This window comes from Streptomyces sp. NPDC050617 (assembly GCF_040654795.1).
Classification (GTDB): domain Bacteria; phylum Actinomycetota; class Actinomycetes; order Streptomycetales; family Streptomycetaceae; genus Streptomyces.
On record NZ_JBFAIS010000030.1, the window covers coordinates 32,488 to 47,893 of the forward strand.

Consider the following 15,406-nt stretch of genomic DNA (forward strand, 5'->3'; position numbering starts at 1 on the left):
TGCCATGGGCTCTCTTGAAGGCAAAGTGGCGGTCGTAACCGGCGGCGGTCGAGGTATCGGCGCGTCGATCGTGCGACGCTTCGCGGCCGAGGGCGCGGCGGTGGTCGTCAACGACCTGGGCGCCACCGCCGACGGCCAAGGCGGCGACGTGGCACCCGCGGACCAGGTCGTCAAGGAGGTCGTGGCGGCCGGCGGCCGGGCGATCGCCGACGGTGGCGACGTCGCCGACACCGCCACCGGACAGCGGCTGATCGACACCGCCGTCTCCGCGTTCGGCAAGCTCGACATCCTGGTCAACGTCGCGGGCATCCTGCGCGACCGCATGATCTTCAACCTCAGCGAGGAGGACTGGGACGCGGTGATCCGCGTCCATCTCAAGGGCCACTACTCCACGGTGCGACCCGCCGCGCAGTACTTCCGCGAGCAGCGCAACCCCGACGCCAACTACCGCATCATCAACTTCTCCTCCGTCTCCGGCCTCGACGGCTCCCCGGGCCAGCCGAACTACGCGGCCGCCAAGATGGGCGTCATCGGCCTCACGTACTCCCTCGCCCAGAGCCTGGCGAAATACGGCGTAACCGCGAACTCGATCGCCCCGGCAGCCGCCACCCGGCTCACCGGCACCGTCCCCGAGGGGAAGCGCGCCAACGTCCGCGACGAGGACGACCCGCGCCGCTCGCCCGACAACATCGCGCCGCTCGCCCTCTACCTCGCCTCCGACCGCTCCCGCTGGCTGACCGGCCGTACGCTGCGCGCCTCCGGTTACGACGTCGGGCTGTACAACAACCCCGAAGTCGTCCGTCAGCTCAGCTCCACCGGCCCGTGGGACCAGGAACGGCTCGCCGATCTGATCGAGGGCAACTTCCGCTCCGTCGCCGACGGACTGCCGCCGAGCGTCTTCGCGCGCCAGCTCGGCCGCAACTGAGCAGGGGGGCGCCGGCCGCCGCTTGCCAGAGCCACGCACCGAGGGCCCAGCGGACCGGCCGCCCGCGACGACCCGCAACGCCAGGCGAGCAGCGGCGGACTCCGACCGCGACCCCGACCCGCGTCATCCCGCGAACGGCCCCGGCCAGGAGCGATTTTCCCCTTAGAGCCGCTGGTACCCGCATCCCCTTGGATGAGGAGGCACGATGCCGCACGTCCTGCAAGGCCTTCAAGCAGTCGACCTGACCGAGCGCACCGCAGGTCCGCTCGTCGGCATGTTCCTCGCCGACTTCGGTGCCGACGTGGTGAAAGTGGAGCGGCCAGGCGGTGATCCGGCCCGCAGCGACCCCGGATTCGCCGTGTGGAACCGGGGCAAGAAAAGCGTCGTCGTCGACGCGGCCGACCCCAAACGGCGCGATTGGCTGCGCAGGCTGGTGGAGGGCGCCGACATCTGCCTGGTCAAGGACGAAGCAGCACTGGCCGGGTTCGGCCTCGACGCCGAGTCCCTGCGCCGGGCCAACCCCCGTCTGGTTCTGGTCTCCATACCCCCGTACGCCGCGTCGGGCGCCCCTTGGCTCGGTGGCGAGGAGTCGCACGGGCTGCTCGGGGCGGCCTCCGGGATGGCATGCCGCCAGGCGTCCCTCGACGGTGGCCCCGTCGAGTGGGTGATGCCTCAGTACTTGTACGTGCAAGGGGTGTGGGCGACCGCCTGCACGGTCGCCGCGCTGCTGGAGCGGGAGAGCTCCGGGCGCGGCCAGCAGACCACCGTCACCGGCCTGAACGCGGTGGCGACCGCGGCGGTGAGCATGTACACCGTCACCGCCGACAGCGTCGACCCGGACACCGCTGTGGGACTCGGCGGCCGCCACCCCACCTACACCCGCCACCTCGCGGGCGACGGCAAGTGGCTCGGCTGCGGCGGCCTCGGCGTCAAGTTCGAGACGAAGGTCCTCCAGGCCCTCGGTCTCAGCGGGATGCTCGACGAGCCACGCATGGGCGGCAGTGTCGCCGGGCTGCTCGACCCGGCCAACATCGACTGGGCCACCGCCCGCATCAAGGAAGCCTTCCTCACCCGCGACCGCGACCACTGGCTGCGCGTACTCACCGAACTCGGCATCCCCTGCGGCCCGTTGCAGGACTCCCAGGAATGGCTGGACCACCCGCAGCCGCAGGCGATCGGGCTGCGCACCGAGGTACAGGACCCCGAGCGCGGCACCGTCACGATGCCAGGTGTGCCGCTCACCCTGACCCGCACCCCGGGCCGGGTGACAGGAGCCGCCCCCGAGCTCGGAGCACACGACGCGGAAGCGGACAGCCTGCCGCGGCCCAGGCCCGAGGACGCACCGGGCGCACCGGCGCGCCTGGCCGCCGGCCCGCTGGCCGGTTACCGCATCGCCGACCTGGGCACCTTCGTCGCCGCCCCCTTCGCCGGGCACCTGCTCGCCGAACTCGGCGCCGACGTGGTGAAGGTCGAGCCCGTCGACGGAGACCCCTTCCGCGCCCCCGGCTACACGTACAACCGCGGCATGCGCAGCCTCGCCCTCGACCTCCAGTCGCCGGACGGTCAGGAGACCTTCCACCGGCTCGCCGCGACCTGCGACGCCGTCCTGCACGCGCTACGTCCGGGTGTCAGCCACAAGCTGCGCCTGGACCACACCTCACTGACGGCCGCCGCCCCCAGCCTGGTCACGGTCTCCCTCTCCGGGTACGGCGAAGGAGGGCCACTGGGCGAACTGCCCGGCGTGGACATGGTGATCCAGGCGATGGCAGGAATGATGAGCCGTCAGGGCGGCGACGGTGAGCCCGTCTCCAACACACTCGCCATCATCGACACCACCAGCGCCGCCATGGGCGCCCTCACCGTCATCCTCGGTCTGTACCACCGCGCGCGCACCGGCGAGGGACAGCGTGCCTGGTACTCCCTTGTCGGCACCGCCACCTACCTGCAGAGCGACGCCGTGGTCCGCTACGCCGGCCGCCCCGCCCCGGAGGCCGGGAGCACCGACCACCGCGGCCACCACCCCCTCGACGGCCTGTGCCGCACCACCGACGGCTGGATCCGGATCGCCGCCGCGGACCCCGCCTCCGTCACCGGCCAACAGCTCACCGAGGCCGGAATCCCCCTGAGCCGCGGCGCGTTCGCAGCCGACCCGGCCGCTGCGGTCCGGCAGGCACTGGCCCAGCTGAACAGCGAGCAGGCCGTTGACGCCCTCGCCGCCGCGGACATCCCCGCCGTCCGAGCCCGGAAGATCACCGAGGTGCTGCGCGACGAAGACCTGCTGCGTGAGGAATTCGTCCACGTACGCCCCTGCGAGGACGGCCCCGCGATCATCGCCCCCGGCCGGTACGCCACCTTCAGCCGCACCCAACGCACCGGACCCCTGCAGGCCCCCGGGCCCGGGGAGCACAGCCGCGCCGTGCTGGCCTCGGCAGGGCTCGCGGCGGAGCGCGTGACCGAGCTGCTGGAGGAGGGGGTCGTCCGCGAAGGCGGCCCCATGCCCCAACGTCTGGCGCCCCTGTACCGCTGAGTCGCCCCAGCATCCCGCTCCCGGCCGTCGCCGAGCCGGCACCCAGCCCTCACCCAGGCAGAAAGCGAGCCCCCCACCCATGTCCCTCAATCTGGCCGCGGTCGGACAGAGCGTCGATGCCGGCACCTTCAGCTGGGACTCGTCCGACGCCATCCGCTACGCCCTCGGCGTCGGTGCCGGGGCCGAGGATCCCACCGCGGAGCTGGCATTCACCACCGAGAACACCGAAGGCATCACACAGCAGGTGCTGCCCACCTTCGGCGTGGTGCTCGGCGCCCGCGAACGCCGGCCACGGCTAGGCGACTTCAGCGGCACCCGGATGCTCCACGCCGAGCAGTCCCTGGAGCTGTTCGGCCCGCTGCCGGTCTCCGGCACCGCCCGCACCACCGCGACGATCCTCGGCTTCGACGACAAAGGCGACGACGCCCTGGCGCACATGGAGCTGGCCCTCACCGACGCGTCGACCGGAGAGAAGTTCGCCGTCTCCCGCAGCACCGTCTTCGTACGCGGGGAGGGCGGATTCGGCGGCGAGCGCGGCTCCAGCCCGGCCTGGCCGCGGCCCGAGCGGCCCGCCGACCACACCGTCGCCTACCGCACCCGCACCGACCAGGCGCTCCTGTACCGCCTGAGCGGCGACCGCAACCCCCTGCACTCCGACCCCGGCTTCGCCGCCCGGGCCGGCTTCGCGCGGCCCATCCTGCACGGCCTGTGCACCTACGGATTCACCGGACGGGCTCTGCTGCACAAGGCATGCGGCGGCGACGTGGCCCGCTTCGGCCGTATCACCGCACGCTTCGCCTCCCCGGTGACGCCCGGCGAGAAGCTGACCGTCCACATCTGGCGGGACGATGCTCCGGAAGCCGCCGAGGCGGAGGGCATCGAGACATTCCGCTTCCGGACCCGGGCCGGTCACCGCGTCGTCCTGGACCGGGGCACCTTCACCACCAGGAAGGCATGATGAACACCACCACCGGCGCGGTGAAGCCGTTCGCCCACGCACCCGAGCCCACCCCGGAAACCCTCCCGTTCTGGGAGGGCGCCCGTGCCGGCGAGCTGCGCATCCAGCGCTGTCGCAGCTGCACGCGACACTACTTCGACCCGCGCCCGCACTGCCGTCACTGTGCCTCCGCCGACACCGAGTGGACCCGCGTCAGCGGCCGCGCCCGGCTGGTCTCATACATCATCAACCATCGACCCGCGCCCGGCTTCCGGGACTACTCGCCCGTCATCGCGATGGTGCAGCTCGACGAGGGCCCGACCCTGATGTCCAACATCGTGGGCGTCGAACCGCTCCCGGAGAACCTCCCCCTCGATATGCCGCTCGAAGTCCGCTTCGAGGAGCGGGGCGAGACGGTCCTTCCGGTCTTCGCGCCGGCCGCGCCCGCCACCAGCACCGACGAGCCGAACGCCGTCGCCGTTACCTCCGGCAGCGAGGAGACCAGGCAGGTGACCGCATGACGACCACCACGAACACGCCGCCGCGCGGCATGCACGGCGGCACGGTCGCCGTCGCCGGCGCCGCCGAGACCACCGAGATCGGCAAGCGTCCTGACATCTCCGTCCTCGGCCTGCACATCGAGGCCGCTCGCAACGCCCTGGCCGACGCGGGGCTGGGCCCCGCCGACGTCGACGGGGTCGCCACCGCGGGCCCCAGCCCCATCGATGTCGCCCACCATGCAGGGGTCACCCCCCGCTGGCTGGACGGCACCGCGGTGGGCGGCTGCAGCTTCCTGAGCCACGTCCGGCACGCCGCGGCCGCTATCACGGCCGGGGCCGCAGAGGTCGTCCTCATCACGCACGGTGAGTCGGGCCGCTCCCAGGTCGGCCTCCCCGGCCGGGCCCGCTCCGCATCCTCCCCGCCCGGGCAGTTCGAATGGCCCTACGGTGCCATCGCCCCGTACATGAAGTTCACCGTGCCCGCCCTGCGCTTCCTGCACGAGCGCGGAATGGGCCGCGAGGACCTCGCCCAGGTCGTCGTCGCCCAGCGCGAATGGGCGGCGAAGAACCCGCAGGCGTTGCGCCAGGAGCTGGTCGGCGTGGAGGACGTGCTGGCCGCGCCGATGATCGCGTACCCGTTCTCCAAGGACATGTGCTGCCCGGTCACCGACGGCGGCGGCGCTCTGGTACTCACCAGTGCGGAGCGCGCCGCCGACCTGCGCCGTCCGCCGGTGTACCTGCTGGGCTCCGGGGAGTCCGCCGAGTCGACGCTGGTCTCCCAGATGTCCGACCCGGGTTCCTTCGGCGCCTCCCGCCGCGCGAGCGCCGAGGCGTTCGCCACTGCCGGGCTGCGCCATGGCGACATCGACCACCTGATGATCTACGACGCCTTCGCTCATCTGCCCTTGTACGGCCTGGAGGACACGGGGTTCGTGGGGCACGGAGAGTCAGGCGCCTTCATCGCAGACGGCCACACCCGCCCAGGCGGCGGGCTGCCGATGAACACCAACGGCGGCGGCCTGAACTACACGCACACCGGTATGTACGGCATGTTCGCCATGCAGGAGTCGATCCGACAGCTGAGGGGCGAGGCGGACGCCCAGGTGCCCGGCGTGCGCACCGGCTTCGTGCACGGCTACGGGCTGTTCTTCTCCGCCGCTACGAGCCTCGTCTTCGCCAACGAACGGCACTGAGCGGAAACTCCAGATGGGACGCGGTAACACGTGACGTCCCAAGCGTCGGCCGGCCTGGCCGGCCCGCCGAGGCGGGGCCGAGCGCGTCGCGCTCGGCGAGTGCCCCTGAGGACAAGGGCGGACAGATCGACCGGATGGACACCGGCCAGAGCACCGCCTCCGCTGCGTGACAGAATGAGACGCATGACGTCCACATCACGTGCCAGGCCCGGGCGGCCGGTTGATCCGGACATCGAACCGCGCGTGATCAAGGCGACACTCGAGGTCTACGGCGTGGTCGGCTGGGACGGGTTCACCATCGACGCGGTGGCCCGTCAGTCGCGGGTCGGCAAAGCAGCTATCTATCGCCGTTGGGCCAGCAAGCAGGACCTGATCGCCGCCGCGATCCTTTCGCTGAAGGCGCCCGAGCCCGTGGAAGTCACCGGCCACCTCCGAGACGACCTGACGGGAATCGCGCACCGCGTCGCCAGGCGGTACCTGGGGCCGCACGGGTTGGCGCACATGCGGGCCATGGTGGAGGCGAAGGTCTATCCCGAGGTGCTGGGAGAGGCGCTGGAGCACATTCGCCGGGGTGCGATCGCGAGCGGCCGCAGGACCGTCCTGGCCGCGATCGAGGGCGGCGAACTGCCTCCCGGTACCTCACCGTCCCTGGTGATGGACGGCCTGGCCGGCACCATCATGCACCACGTCCTCATGGTGCCGAACTCCAAGCTCGCAGAGCTCGCGGACGATCCGTCGAAGTTCATCGAGCAAGCCGTCGACTTCGTGCTGGCGGGTGTCGGCTGGTCCGGGCCCGAGCCCGTGTGAACGGTCGGCCACAGCGAACTTCCTTACGCCGGATGTGCTCGGGCTGACATTCCGTGGCTCGGCCGAGGGCCGGTTGCGGAATGCACGACGCCTCGGCCGCCGGTAGTCGGATGCGGTGTCACGTTGCGGCGGGCGCCGTGACGACGCCGAGCTGGGTGAGCTCGTGGAGGCCCCAGGGACCGTTCTCGACACCGAGGCCGCTCCACTTGGCGCCGGCGAAGGGGAGGTCGGGGCGTAGGCCGACGGCGTGGGCGTTGACCGCGGCTTGGCCGGCGTCGAGGCGGCGGGCGATGACGGTGGCCTGCTCGACGTCGGTGCCCCAGACGGACGACGTCAGACCGTACTCCGAGTCGTTCGCCATGGCCACGGCATCATCGATGTTCCGGTAGGGGAGCACCGGCAGGGCCGGGCCGAACTGCTCCTCGCTCACGATCCGGGCTGCTGCGGGGACGTCGGTGAGGATGGTGGGGGAAAAGAAGTAGCCAGGGCGGTCGATGCGAGAACCGCCTGCCGCGGCCTTGGCTCCGCGGGCGATGGCGTCGCCGACCAGTTCCTCTACCCGGTGCAGCTGCGGTTCGTTGTTGATCGCGCCGAGCCGCGCACCGGGCTTGGAGCCGTCGTCCGGCTGTATGGACCTGGCGATCTCGGCGAGGGCGTCCACCAGGCGGGGCTGGATGCTCTCGTGCGCGTAGACCCGCTTGACGGCCACGCAGATCTGGCCGTTGTTGCGGAAGGCGCTCCAGAACAGCTGCTCGGCGATGGCCTCCGGGTCGGCATCGGGCAGGATGATCGCCGGGTCGTTGCCGCCGAGTTCAAGGGTGATCCGCTTGAGGTCGTCGGCCGCCGCGGCGGCGACCTTCTTGCCAGTGGCGGTGGAGCCGGTGAAGCTCACCTTCCGGGCCAGCGGATGCCCGGTGAGCAGATTGCCCAGCGGATCGGGGCCGGTGACGACGGTGAACACACCGACGGGGAAGACCTCCTGGAGGACCTCGCCCATGGCGAGGGTGGCCAGCGGGGTGAAGGGGGAGGGCTTGAGCACCATGGTGTTGCCCGCCCGCAGGGCCGGCGCGATCTTCCACATGGCCAGCAGGAGCGGATAGTTCCACGGAGTGATGGCGGCTACCACCCCCAGCGGGCGGCGGGTCACCTCCACTCGGCGATCCGCGCCGGGGGCCGGGATGTACTCCGGTTCGATCTCCAGATCGGCGTAGTAGCGCAGCCACCGGACCGAGCCGTCCACCTCGGAAGCCGCCTCGGCGAGAGGCTTGCCCTGCTCGGCGGTGAGCACCGCGGCCACCCGGTCCTTCTCCGCCAGCAGCGCATCAGCGGCCGCTCGCAGGGTCGCGCGGCGGACTTCCTCGTCCCGGCTCCAGCTGCCGGCGAAGGCGCGGTGGGCGGTATTCATCGCCGCATCCAACTGCTCCGGGGAGCAGGCGGGAGCCGTGGCGAAGACCTCCCCGGTGGCAGGGTTGATCACGCCGAACGTGTTCTCCGACGGGTCTGGCATGCGTGTACCTCCGTTGTTCACCACGTGACAGGGAGCCCGGTGAGGCCATTGATGGGCGCATAGGTCTTGTACGGGAGGCTTTCGGCCTCCGTCGCGAGTCGAAGGCCGGGCATACGCCGGAACAGCGTCTCAAAGATGATGTCCAGCTCCAGGCGGGCGAGCGGCTGGCCCATGCACTGGTGGATGCCGAAGCCGAAAGCCAGGTGGTCGCGCGGAGCGCGGTGGATGTCGAAGACGTCCGGATTCGGGTAGTGGGCGTCGTCGCGGTTGGCGGAGAAGTTGAGCGGGATGATCGCCTCACCCTTGGGGATGACCTGCCCGGCGACCTCGATGTCCTCCTTGGCGACCCGTACGACGATGAGATGCACGATGGTCAGGAAGCGCAGCAGTTCCTCGATCGCTCCTGCGCGCAGCCCGGGCTCGGCCCTCATCTCGGTCAGCTGGTCCGGGTGTTGCAGCAGGATGGCCGTGCCCAGGGCGGTCATGTTGGCGGTGGTCTCGTGACCGGCGACCAGCAGGGTGACCCCTGAATTGATCATGGACTCTCGGGAGATCGTCCCGTCCTTGACCGCCTTGGCCATGTCGCCCAGCATGTCCTCGCCCGGGTCGTCCGTCGCCAGCCGCTCGTCGCTGAGCTTCGCGATGTACCGCACCATCTCGGTGCGCGCCGCTGCGGCCCGCTCCTCGGCGTCCGGGACGTTCGGCCTGCCACGCGCCAGCAGGTCCTCGGATGCCTTGTTGAAGAAGGCCTGGTCCTCCGCAGGGACGCCGAGCAGCCAGCTGAGCACGGTGGAGGGGATGGGCAGGGCGAGGTGCTCCACCAGATCGACCGGGCGCTCCTCGCGGCCCAGCAACTCGTCGATCGTCTCATCGACGAGTTCCTGGATGCGCGGGCGCATCGCGTGCACCCGCTTCACGGCGAAATGCTTGCCCAGCATCCGGCGGAAGACGGTGTGGTACGGGGGGTCCGAGCGGAGGAAGGACTGATCCTTGCCGGTCAATCGAGGCGCGCCGAGGAGGGAGTAGCCAGGGGCGGATGCGTCGGAGCTCACGCGCGGGTCGGCGAGCAGTTCGCGGACGTCCTCGTAGCGGGTGACCAGCCAGCCCGGCAGGCCGTCCACGAGCTCGACCCGACGGATCGGCGCGTTCTCGCGCAGCCAGCCGTAGGCGGCGGGCGGGTCGACCGCCGGGCGGGGCCAGGGGAACGGGCGCTGGAGCTCGGCGGGCTCGGGGGCGCCGGCAGTGGTGGTGGGCGGCGTCATCGGTTCCTCCGAAGGGTTCGAGACGGAAACGGATGGGACGTAAAGGAGCTCAGGCGTCGAGCAGTGGGCGGTAGTGGCGCATTCTGCGTGCGCTGTTCCAGCCGAGGGCGCCGATCGGCTTGCCGCCGCTGCGGTACACGGCGACGAAGCGGCCGTCCTCCGGGCTTCCCTCGGCGATCTCGATGTCCTCGCCCTCCAGCAGTCCGTAGCCCTGGATTTTGATGTCGTACTGATCGGTCCAGAAATACGGGACCGGGCTGAACGGCTGCTCGGCGCCGAGCATGTTGCGGGCCGCTGCCCGGCCCTGCTCGGTGGCGTTGGTGCGGTGCTCGATCCGCAGCCGGCGGCCGTAGCCCGGATGCTGCCAGGCGGCGACGTCGCCGGCCGCGTAGATGCCGGGGGCTGCCCGGCAGTACTGATCGCAGACCAGTGCGCCTCGGTCCAGCTCCAGGCCGGAGCCGGCCAGCCAGTCGGTGGCGGGGACCGAGCCGACGGCGACCAGGACGCAGTCGGCGGGGAGAGCGGTGCCGTCGTCGAGTTCGACGGCGGTGACCCGGCCGTCGACACCGATGAGGTCGCGTACTCCGGTGCCCAGGTGGAGTTCGGTGCCGTTGGCCCGGTGCACCCGAGTCATCAATGCGCCGAAGCGCTCACCCAGTTGCCGCATCAGTGGGACTGGGGCGGGGTCCACCAGCGTGACGTCCAGGCCCAGTTTCCGTGCGGTGGCGGCGACTTCGGAGCCGATCAGCCCGGCGCCCACCACGACGAGCCTGGAGCCGGTGTCGAAGGCGGTGCGCAGCGCGCGGGCGTCGGCCTCGGTGCGGAGGGCGTGTACGCCCGCCAGGTCGGTGCCGAAGGGCAGAGGGCGGGCGCTGACACCGGTGGCGATGATGAGGCCGTCGTAGGCCAGTCGCCGTCCGCTGTCCAGCGTGACGGTGCGTCCGGCGGGGTCCAGGGCGGTGGCGCTGCGTCCGCCGATCCAGGCGACGCCCAGGGCGTCGATGTCCTCGGGGCGGCGCAGAGCCGTGCGCTCGATCTCCCACTGACCGGCCAGTACCTGCTTGGACAGCGGTGGCCGGTCGTAGGGGAGTCCGGACTCTGCGGAGACCAGGGTGATCTCGCCGGTGAAGCCGTCCTGGCGGAGGGTCTCGATGGCGCTGACCGCAGCGGCTCCGCCGCCGACGACGACTATGTGCTGCACGTTCGTCTCCTCAGATGACGAGGACGGGCTTGATGGTCTCGCCGTTGTCGCTGTCCCGTTCGGCGTCGTTGATCGCGTCGAATGCGTAGGGGCGGATCATTCGGTCGAAGGGGAAGCGGCCCTGTTGCCAGTGTTCGATCAGCTGCGGGATGAAGGTCTGCGGCACCGCATTGCCCTCCAGCAGGAAGGTCACGGTGCGACCGGCCAGCAGCGGAGGCGGCAACTGGAGCAGCGCATCGGTGCCGGCGGCCAGGCCGAGCGCTCCGCGCCGGCCCAGAGCCTCCACGGCGGAACGCATCACGGAGGGGACGCCAGTGGTGTCGAAGGCGTGGTCGAGTCCGCCTCCAGCGATCTCCCGCAGTTGGGCGACCAGGTCGGGGTCGGCGCCGTCCAGAGCGTGCGTGGCGCCGAGTTCGAGCGCGAGCTCGCGACGCTCGGCGTGCAGATCCACGGCTACGATCCGGGCGGCTCCGGCCATGCGGGCCGCCAGGACAGCGGAGAGACCGACGGCGCCTGAGCCGAAGACCGCCACCGAGGCCCCGGCGGTGACGCCCAGGCCGATCAGGATGCTGCCGGCGCCGGTCTGCACCCCGCAGCCGAGCGGTGCGAGCACGTCCAGCGGCAGATCCGGGTCGACCCTGACCACGCTGCGCTCGGTGGCGACGCAGTGGTGGGCGAATGAGGACTGTGCGAACCAGCGGGAGCTCAACTCGGTGCCGTCCGATGCCACCGCTCCGGTGGAGCCGTCCACCCGGCGACCGGTGAGGTTGCGCTCGCGGAATTCCGCGCAATAGGAGGGGGCGCCGGCCAGGCACTGGCGGCACCAGCCGCAGCTGTCGAAGCTGAGCACGACATGGTCGCCGGGGCGGACACGGGTGACTCCGGACCCGATGGACTCCACGACTCCGGCACCCTCGTGGCCGAGGACCGCGGGCAGCAGCGCGGCCCCGGCCGGGCGCGGGCGGCGGCCACCGAGGTCGGTGTGGCACATCCCGGCCGCGGCCACCCGTACCAGAACCTCCCTGGGGCCCGGCTCGGCGAGGTCGACCTCCTCCAGGGAGAAGGGGACGGCACTGGATCGCAGGACGGCGGCCCGGGTTCTCATGCCGTGTCCGCGGAGAAGATCGCGCGGCCGGGGCAGACCCTGACGGACTCGCGTACGCCATCCAGCTCTGCGGTCGGCCTCTCGTCGAGAAGGATGACGATCCCGTCATCGTCCTGGTCGAAGACGGCGGGGGCGAGCATCACACACTGCCCCGATCCCACACAGCGGTCCGGCTCGATGGTGACCTGCATCATGGGCGCTCTCTCTCGTGTCCCGTGGGTGCGGTTTCGCTTCTATTTCGGACGAGCTTCGTCTAATATTAGGGGAACCTAGAAGCGCGCTCCTCGACTGTCAAGGGTTTGGGTGGCAGAGCCTCGATCACGTTCCGGGGTGCGGCCGGCGCACGAGAACCAGGCGCGTGTCGTCAGCACTTCACGGGGAGATCGCCTTGGCGATCCCCCTCACCGGAGACGGACGGGAACCGCGGTCCGCTCGGTCCGTCACCCGCGACTTCTCACCGCGGACAGCGCCCGCGCGCCGAGTGCCGGACGCCGCTCGGCAACGACGCCTCCGGGGCTCTGCCGTGCTTCTGTGCGGCCTCGCTGCCGTTGGACGGCTGGGCGTCACCTGCCCGAGAAGCACGGCGGTGCCGGTGCCGGGGTTGCCGGGGACGAGCGCGGCATCGTCCAACCGGTGCAGCACGGCCGCGTGCAGCCGGCCCCAGACACCGGCTCTGGACCAGATCACGAACCGGCGGTGCGCAGTCGACTTCGAGATGCCGAAGCACGGCGGCAACGCCCGCCAGACGCAACCGGACACCAGCACGCAGACATTCGCCGCAAAAAGCGTCTCAGCAGGCGTGCACTGTGTCCCGCCGCTCTGTGGCCGCACCCTCGACGGAGGAATCAGCGGCTTCGCGATCTCCCAGAGCCCCTCCGGAACGATCCAACTCCAAGTTCCCCGCCCCGTACCGGATTCTTCGTCCGCCTCACCACATAGGACACGGTCTCAGTAAGGGTCGTTACGTGACTCGGCGATCGGTCAGTGGGGTCTTCACACGGGCCGCTCGGCCGCTGGGGAGGCAGTGGTGGTGCGCCGGAACTCGCTCGGGTTCACGCCCCGGACCCGTTTGAACGCTGCGCTGAATCCGAATGGGTCGGAGTACCCCACGGTGCGGGCGATGTCCGCGATGGTCGCGGTCTCCTGCTCGGCAAGCAGGTCGGCCGCGAGCGTCATGCGCCAGCGGGTGAGGTAGGTCAGCGGCGGTTCGCCGACCTGGTCGGCGAACCGCTTGGCCAGCGTCGAACGCGCCACTCCGGTGTGCTCGGCCAGCGCGGTGACCGTCCAGGGCGCCGCCGGTTCGGTGTGCAGCAGGCGCAGCGCGTCGCCGATCACGGGGTCGCGCTGGGCGGCCCACCAGGCCGGGGGTGCGCCGCCGGGCCGGTCGAACCACTCGCGCAGTGTGCAGACCAGCATCCAGTCCAGCAGCCGGTCGAGTACAACCTGCTGGCCCGGTGTGTCAACGGCGACCTCGGCGGCGAGATGGTCCAGTACGGCGTCACCCGCGCCCCCGGTGTCCGCGCGCAGCACGACGGGCAGTGCGTCCAGCAGGCGGCGGCTGATCTCGGAGCGCACGGGATAGGCGCCGACGATCAGGGTCGTCGCGGCGCGGCCGGCACCGGCGGCGCTGCCGAGACCGTGCCAGCCGAGCCGGTGCCGGGTCCCGCCCTGCTCGGGCGTCGCGCAGTGCACGCCGCACGCGATCGGTTCGGCCCGGGTGCCGACCTCGTCGGCGAAGGTGAACGTCGCGGGACCGCGGATGACGATCGTCTCGCGAGCGCGAAGGGGCTCGGGCGGACCGTGCTCCGGCACGATCCAGCCCTCCCCGGTGAGGACCGTGCACAGGGTCAACGGCGCCCCGTCCACGAAGTGCAGGGCCCAGGGCGGCGCGTGGGTCGAACTGCCGAACAACGAGCCGTGGGCCCGCACCCCGCGGATCAGGTCACTGAACACGTCCATCTCAGCGAGGGTAGACGAATACACAGGTGATCCGGCTTTTCACCTATGGGATCGTCTGGATCCGCCGTGTTCAATCGGTGTCATGAGCAACAACGACATCACTCTCGTCCTCGGCGCATCAGGCAAGACCGGCCGGCGGATCGCCGCCCGGCTGAGGGTGCGCGGCATACCGGTCCGCGCCGCCTCCCGGTCGAGCCCGACCCCTTTCGACTGGTCCGACCCGGGCGGCTGGGACGCGGCCCTGCGAGACGTCGCCGCCGTCTACGTGGTGGCCCCGAGCGTGCCGGGCCCGGTGCACGAGTTCGTGGCCCGCGCCGAGTCCGCCGGGGTGCGGCGGCTGGTCCTGCTCTCCGGACGCGGCGCCGACACCTGGGGCGACTCCACCTTCGGCCTGGACGTACGGTCGGCCGAGGACGCCGTACGCCGCTCGGCACTGGAGTGGACCGTCCTGCGACCGTCGAACTTCGCCCAGAACTTCGACGAGGGCCTCTCCCATGCCCCGCTGGTCGCCGGGGAACTGGCGCTCCCGGCCGACACAGTTCCCGAACCCTTCATCGACATCGAGGACGTCGCCGACGCCGCGGCCGCGGTGCTGACCGAACCCGGCCGGCACGCCGGACGGATCTACGAGCTGACCGGGCCGCGTGCGCTCACCTTCGGCGAGGCCGTCGAGCTCATCTCCCGGGCGTCCGGGCGGCCTCTCACCTATCGGCGGATTTCCCCCGACGAATACGTCGGGACGCTGGTCGCCGAGGGCTTGGGCGAGGGCGACGCCCGCCATGTCGCCGATTTGTTCGTGCTGATGGAACGCGGCCTGCTCGCGGCGACGACGGATGACCTCGCCACTGTGCTGGGGCGGGCGCCTCGGACCTTCGAGGAGTACGTTGTGCGGGCTGCGGCGGCAGGAGCCTGGCGGCGATGAACGTCCCACCGCCCCGGACAGCGCAACCCAGGCCACCAGCAGCAACGACAAGACGGTGCGGCTGCGCGAAGTGGCCTAACAAGGCCGTGTCCTATGTGGTGAAACGGACGAGCCGCTTGTAGCGGCACACGGCCGCGGCGAGTCCGAGGAAGGCCAGGTACTTGCGGGGATCGCGCTCGTAGCGGGGCTGAGGCACCGGTAGCCCGACAGCCAGGACATGGTCCGCCGCCGGGCCCGCACTTTGTGAGCCGCCCCTGGCACAGTCGGGTCGCCGAGTAGGAGTCGGCCCAGTCGGCGGCGGCAGCTCGGTGTGGGCTGCGCGTTCCGTCAACGTTTCTGCTGCGGCTGCCCAAACTGGCCGGCATCGGCGGCGGGTGCACGGACCTGGAGGTCGGTGCCAGTTGCTCCACTGCCCTCCGCGCAGCGGATGGAGCGGAGGACGCCTGACGAGGTTCCGTGTCGGGGCCGACCCGGAGCATCTCGCCACGCACGGCGATGTTTCGGGCGTGTGCTGCTGCGATATTGCGTACGGTATCCGTCTGTTGCGTACGCGAGGCGACT

Annotated in this window: 13 protein-coding genes and 2 pseudogenes; 7 read left to right on the forward strand and 8 right to left on the reverse strand. The window is 71.1% G+C overall.

Going from position 1 to position 15,406, the window contains the following annotated elements; genetic code table 11:
- Positions 1 to 4 precede the first annotated feature (4 nt).
- The 6 genes from AB0I49_RS31080 to AB0I49_RS31105 all read left to right on the forward strand — a co-directional run bounded on the left by AB0I49_RS31080 (position 5) and on the right by AB0I49_RS31105 (position 6,889).
- Positions 5 to 925 (forward strand): SDR family NAD(P)-dependent oxidoreductase, encoded by a 921-nt coding sequence (locus AB0I49_RS31080; RefSeq protein ID WP_363230470.1) that lies wholly within the window; start codon positions 5 to 7, stop codon positions 923 to 925.
- 205 nt (positions 926 to 1,130) lie between these two features.
- Positions 1,131 to 3,452, forward strand: a complete 2,322-nt coding sequence (locus AB0I49_RS31085; protein WP_363230471.1) for a CoA transferase — start codon at positions 1,131 to 1,133, stop codon at positions 3,450 to 3,452.
- Positions 3,453 to 3,531: 79 nt separating this feature from the next.
- Positions 3,532 to 4,410: a MaoC/PaaZ C-terminal domain-containing protein gene (locus AB0I49_RS31090; protein ID WP_363230472.1), complete on the forward strand. Its 879-nt coding sequence runs from the start codon at positions 3,532 to 3,534 to the stop codon at positions 4,408 to 4,410.
- Positions 4,410 to 4,910 (forward strand): Zn-ribbon domain-containing OB-fold protein, encoded by a 501-nt coding sequence (locus tag AB0I49_RS31095; RefSeq protein ID WP_363230473.1) that lies wholly within the window; start codon positions 4,410 to 4,412, stop codon positions 4,908 to 4,910. Before AB0I49_RS31090 ends, AB0I49_RS31095 begins: the two co-directional genes overlap by 1 nt.
- Positions 4,907 to 6,082: a thiolase gene (locus AB0I49_RS31100; protein WP_363230474.1), complete on the forward strand. Its 1,176-nt coding sequence runs from the start codon at positions 4,907 to 4,909 to the stop codon at positions 6,080 to 6,082. The genes AB0I49_RS31095 and AB0I49_RS31100 overlap by 4 nt, the downstream gene beginning before the upstream one ends.
- A 183-nt stretch (positions 6,083 to 6,265) precedes the next feature.
- Positions 6,266 to 6,889, forward strand: a complete 624-nt coding sequence (locus AB0I49_RS31105) for a TetR/AcrR family transcriptional regulator (RefSeq protein ID WP_363230475.1) — start codon at positions 6,266 to 6,268, stop codon at positions 6,887 to 6,889.
- Positions 6,890 to 7,007: 118 nt separating this feature from the next.
- Here the strand turns inward: AB0I49_RS31105 and AB0I49_RS31110 are convergent, their stop codons facing one another.
- The 7 genes and pseudogenes from AB0I49_RS31110 to AB0I49_RS31140 form a co-directional block, all read right to left on the reverse strand.
- Positions 7,008 to 8,396: an aldehyde dehydrogenase family protein gene (locus AB0I49_RS31110; protein WP_363230476.1), complete on the reverse strand. Its 1,389-nt coding sequence runs from the start codon at positions 8,394 to 8,396 to the stop codon at positions 7,008 to 7,010.
- 17 nt (positions 8,397 to 8,413) lie between these two features.
- Positions 8,414 to 9,658, reverse strand: coding sequence for a cytochrome P450 (locus AB0I49_RS31115; protein ID WP_363230477.1), 1,245 nt, complete (start codon positions 9,656 to 9,658; stop codon positions 8,414 to 8,416).
- A gap of 49 nt (positions 9,659 to 9,707) precedes the next feature.
- Positions 9,708 to 10,859 (reverse strand): FAD-dependent oxidoreductase, encoded by a 1,152-nt coding sequence (locus tag AB0I49_RS31120; RefSeq protein WP_363230478.1) that lies wholly within the window; start codon positions 10,857 to 10,859, stop codon positions 9,708 to 9,710.
- A gap of 10 nt (positions 10,860 to 10,869) precedes the next feature.
- A complete protein-coding gene (locus AB0I49_RS31125) occupies positions 10,870 to 11,964 on the reverse strand; it encodes an NAD(P)-dependent alcohol dehydrogenase (RefSeq protein WP_363230479.1) in 1,095 nt (364 codons plus the stop codon).
- Positions 11,961 to 12,155, reverse strand: a complete 195-nt coding sequence (locus tag AB0I49_RS31130; protein WP_363230552.1) for a ferredoxin — start codon at positions 12,153 to 12,155, stop codon at positions 11,961 to 11,963. Before AB0I49_RS31130 ends, AB0I49_RS31125 begins: the two co-directional genes overlap by 4 nt.
- A gap of 418 nt (positions 12,156 to 12,573) precedes the next feature.
- Positions 12,574 to 12,849: pseudogene (locus AB0I49_RS31135) on the reverse strand (transposase); the annotation flags it as partial.
- 108 nt (positions 12,850 to 12,957) lie between these two features.
- The gene (locus AB0I49_RS31140) at positions 12,958 to 13,923 is read right to left on the reverse strand and encodes an AraC family transcriptional regulator (RefSeq protein ID WP_363230480.1); all 966 of its coding nucleotides are present in this window, start codon (positions 13,921 to 13,923) and stop codon (positions 12,958 to 12,960) included.
- 82 nt (positions 13,924 to 14,005) lie between these two features.
- On the opposite strand from AB0I49_RS31140, the gene AB0I49_RS31145 reads away from it, so the two are divergent.
- On the forward strand, positions 14,006 to 14,845 hold the full coding sequence (locus AB0I49_RS31145) for an NAD(P)H-binding protein (protein WP_363230481.1): 840 nt from the start codon (positions 14,006 to 14,008) through the stop codon (positions 14,843 to 14,845).
- Between the two features lie 91 nt (positions 14,846 to 14,936).
- On the opposite strand, the pseudogene AB0I49_RS31150 reads toward AB0I49_RS31145, so the two are convergent.
- Positions 14,937 to 15,070 (reverse strand): annotated as a pseudogene (locus AB0I49_RS31150) (IS5/IS1182 family transposase); the annotation flags it as partial.
- Between the last annotated feature and the right edge of the window lie 336 nt (positions 15,071 to 15,406).

Bases quoted from the DNA above. Each gene is read 5' to 3' on its own strand.
- AB0I49_RS31080 (WP_363230470.1), top strand. From the start codon at position 5: ATGGGCTCTCTTGAAGGCAAAGTGGCGGTCGTAACCGGCGGCGGTCGA.
- AB0I49_RS31085 (WP_363230471.1), top strand. From the start codon at position 1,131: ATGCCGCACGTCCTGCAAGGCCTTCAAGCAGTCGACCTGACCGAGCGC.
- AB0I49_RS31125 (WP_363230479.1), bottom strand. From the start codon at position 11,964: ATGAGAACCCGGGCCGCCGTCCTGCGATCCAGTGCCGTCCCCTTCTCC.
- AB0I49_RS31115 (WP_363230477.1), bottom strand. From the start codon at position 9,658: ATGACGCCGCCCACCACCACTGCCGGCGCCCCCGAGCCCGCCGAGCTC.
- AB0I49_RS31105 (WP_363230475.1), top strand. From the start codon at position 6,266: ATGACGTCCACATCACGTGCCAGGCCCGGGCGGCCGGTTGATCCGGAC.
- AB0I49_RS31145 (WP_363230481.1), top strand. From the start codon at position 14,006: ATGAGCAACAACGACATCACTCTCGTCCTCGGCGCATCAGGCAAGACC.
- AB0I49_RS31130 (WP_363230552.1), bottom strand. From the start codon at position 12,155: ATGCAGGTCACCATCGAGCCGGACCGCTGTGTGGGATCGGGGCAGTGT.
- AB0I49_RS31140 (WP_363230480.1), bottom strand. From the start codon at position 13,923: ATGGACGTGTTCAGTGACCTGATCCGCGGGGTGCGGGCCCACGGCTCG.
- AB0I49_RS31100 (WP_363230474.1), top strand. From the start codon at position 4,907: ATGACGACCACCACGAACACGCCGCCGCGCGGCATGCACGGCGGCACG.
- AB0I49_RS31095 (WP_363230473.1), top strand. From the start codon at position 4,410: ATGAACACCACCACCGGCGCGGTGAAGCCGTTCGCCCACGCACCCGAG.
- AB0I49_RS31090 (WP_363230472.1), top strand. From the start codon at position 3,532: ATGTCCCTCAATCTGGCCGCGGTCGGACAGAGCGTCGATGCCGGCACC.
- AB0I49_RS31110 (WP_363230476.1), bottom strand. From the start codon at position 8,396: ATGCCAGACCCGTCGGAGAACACGTTCGGCGTGATCAACCCTGCCACC.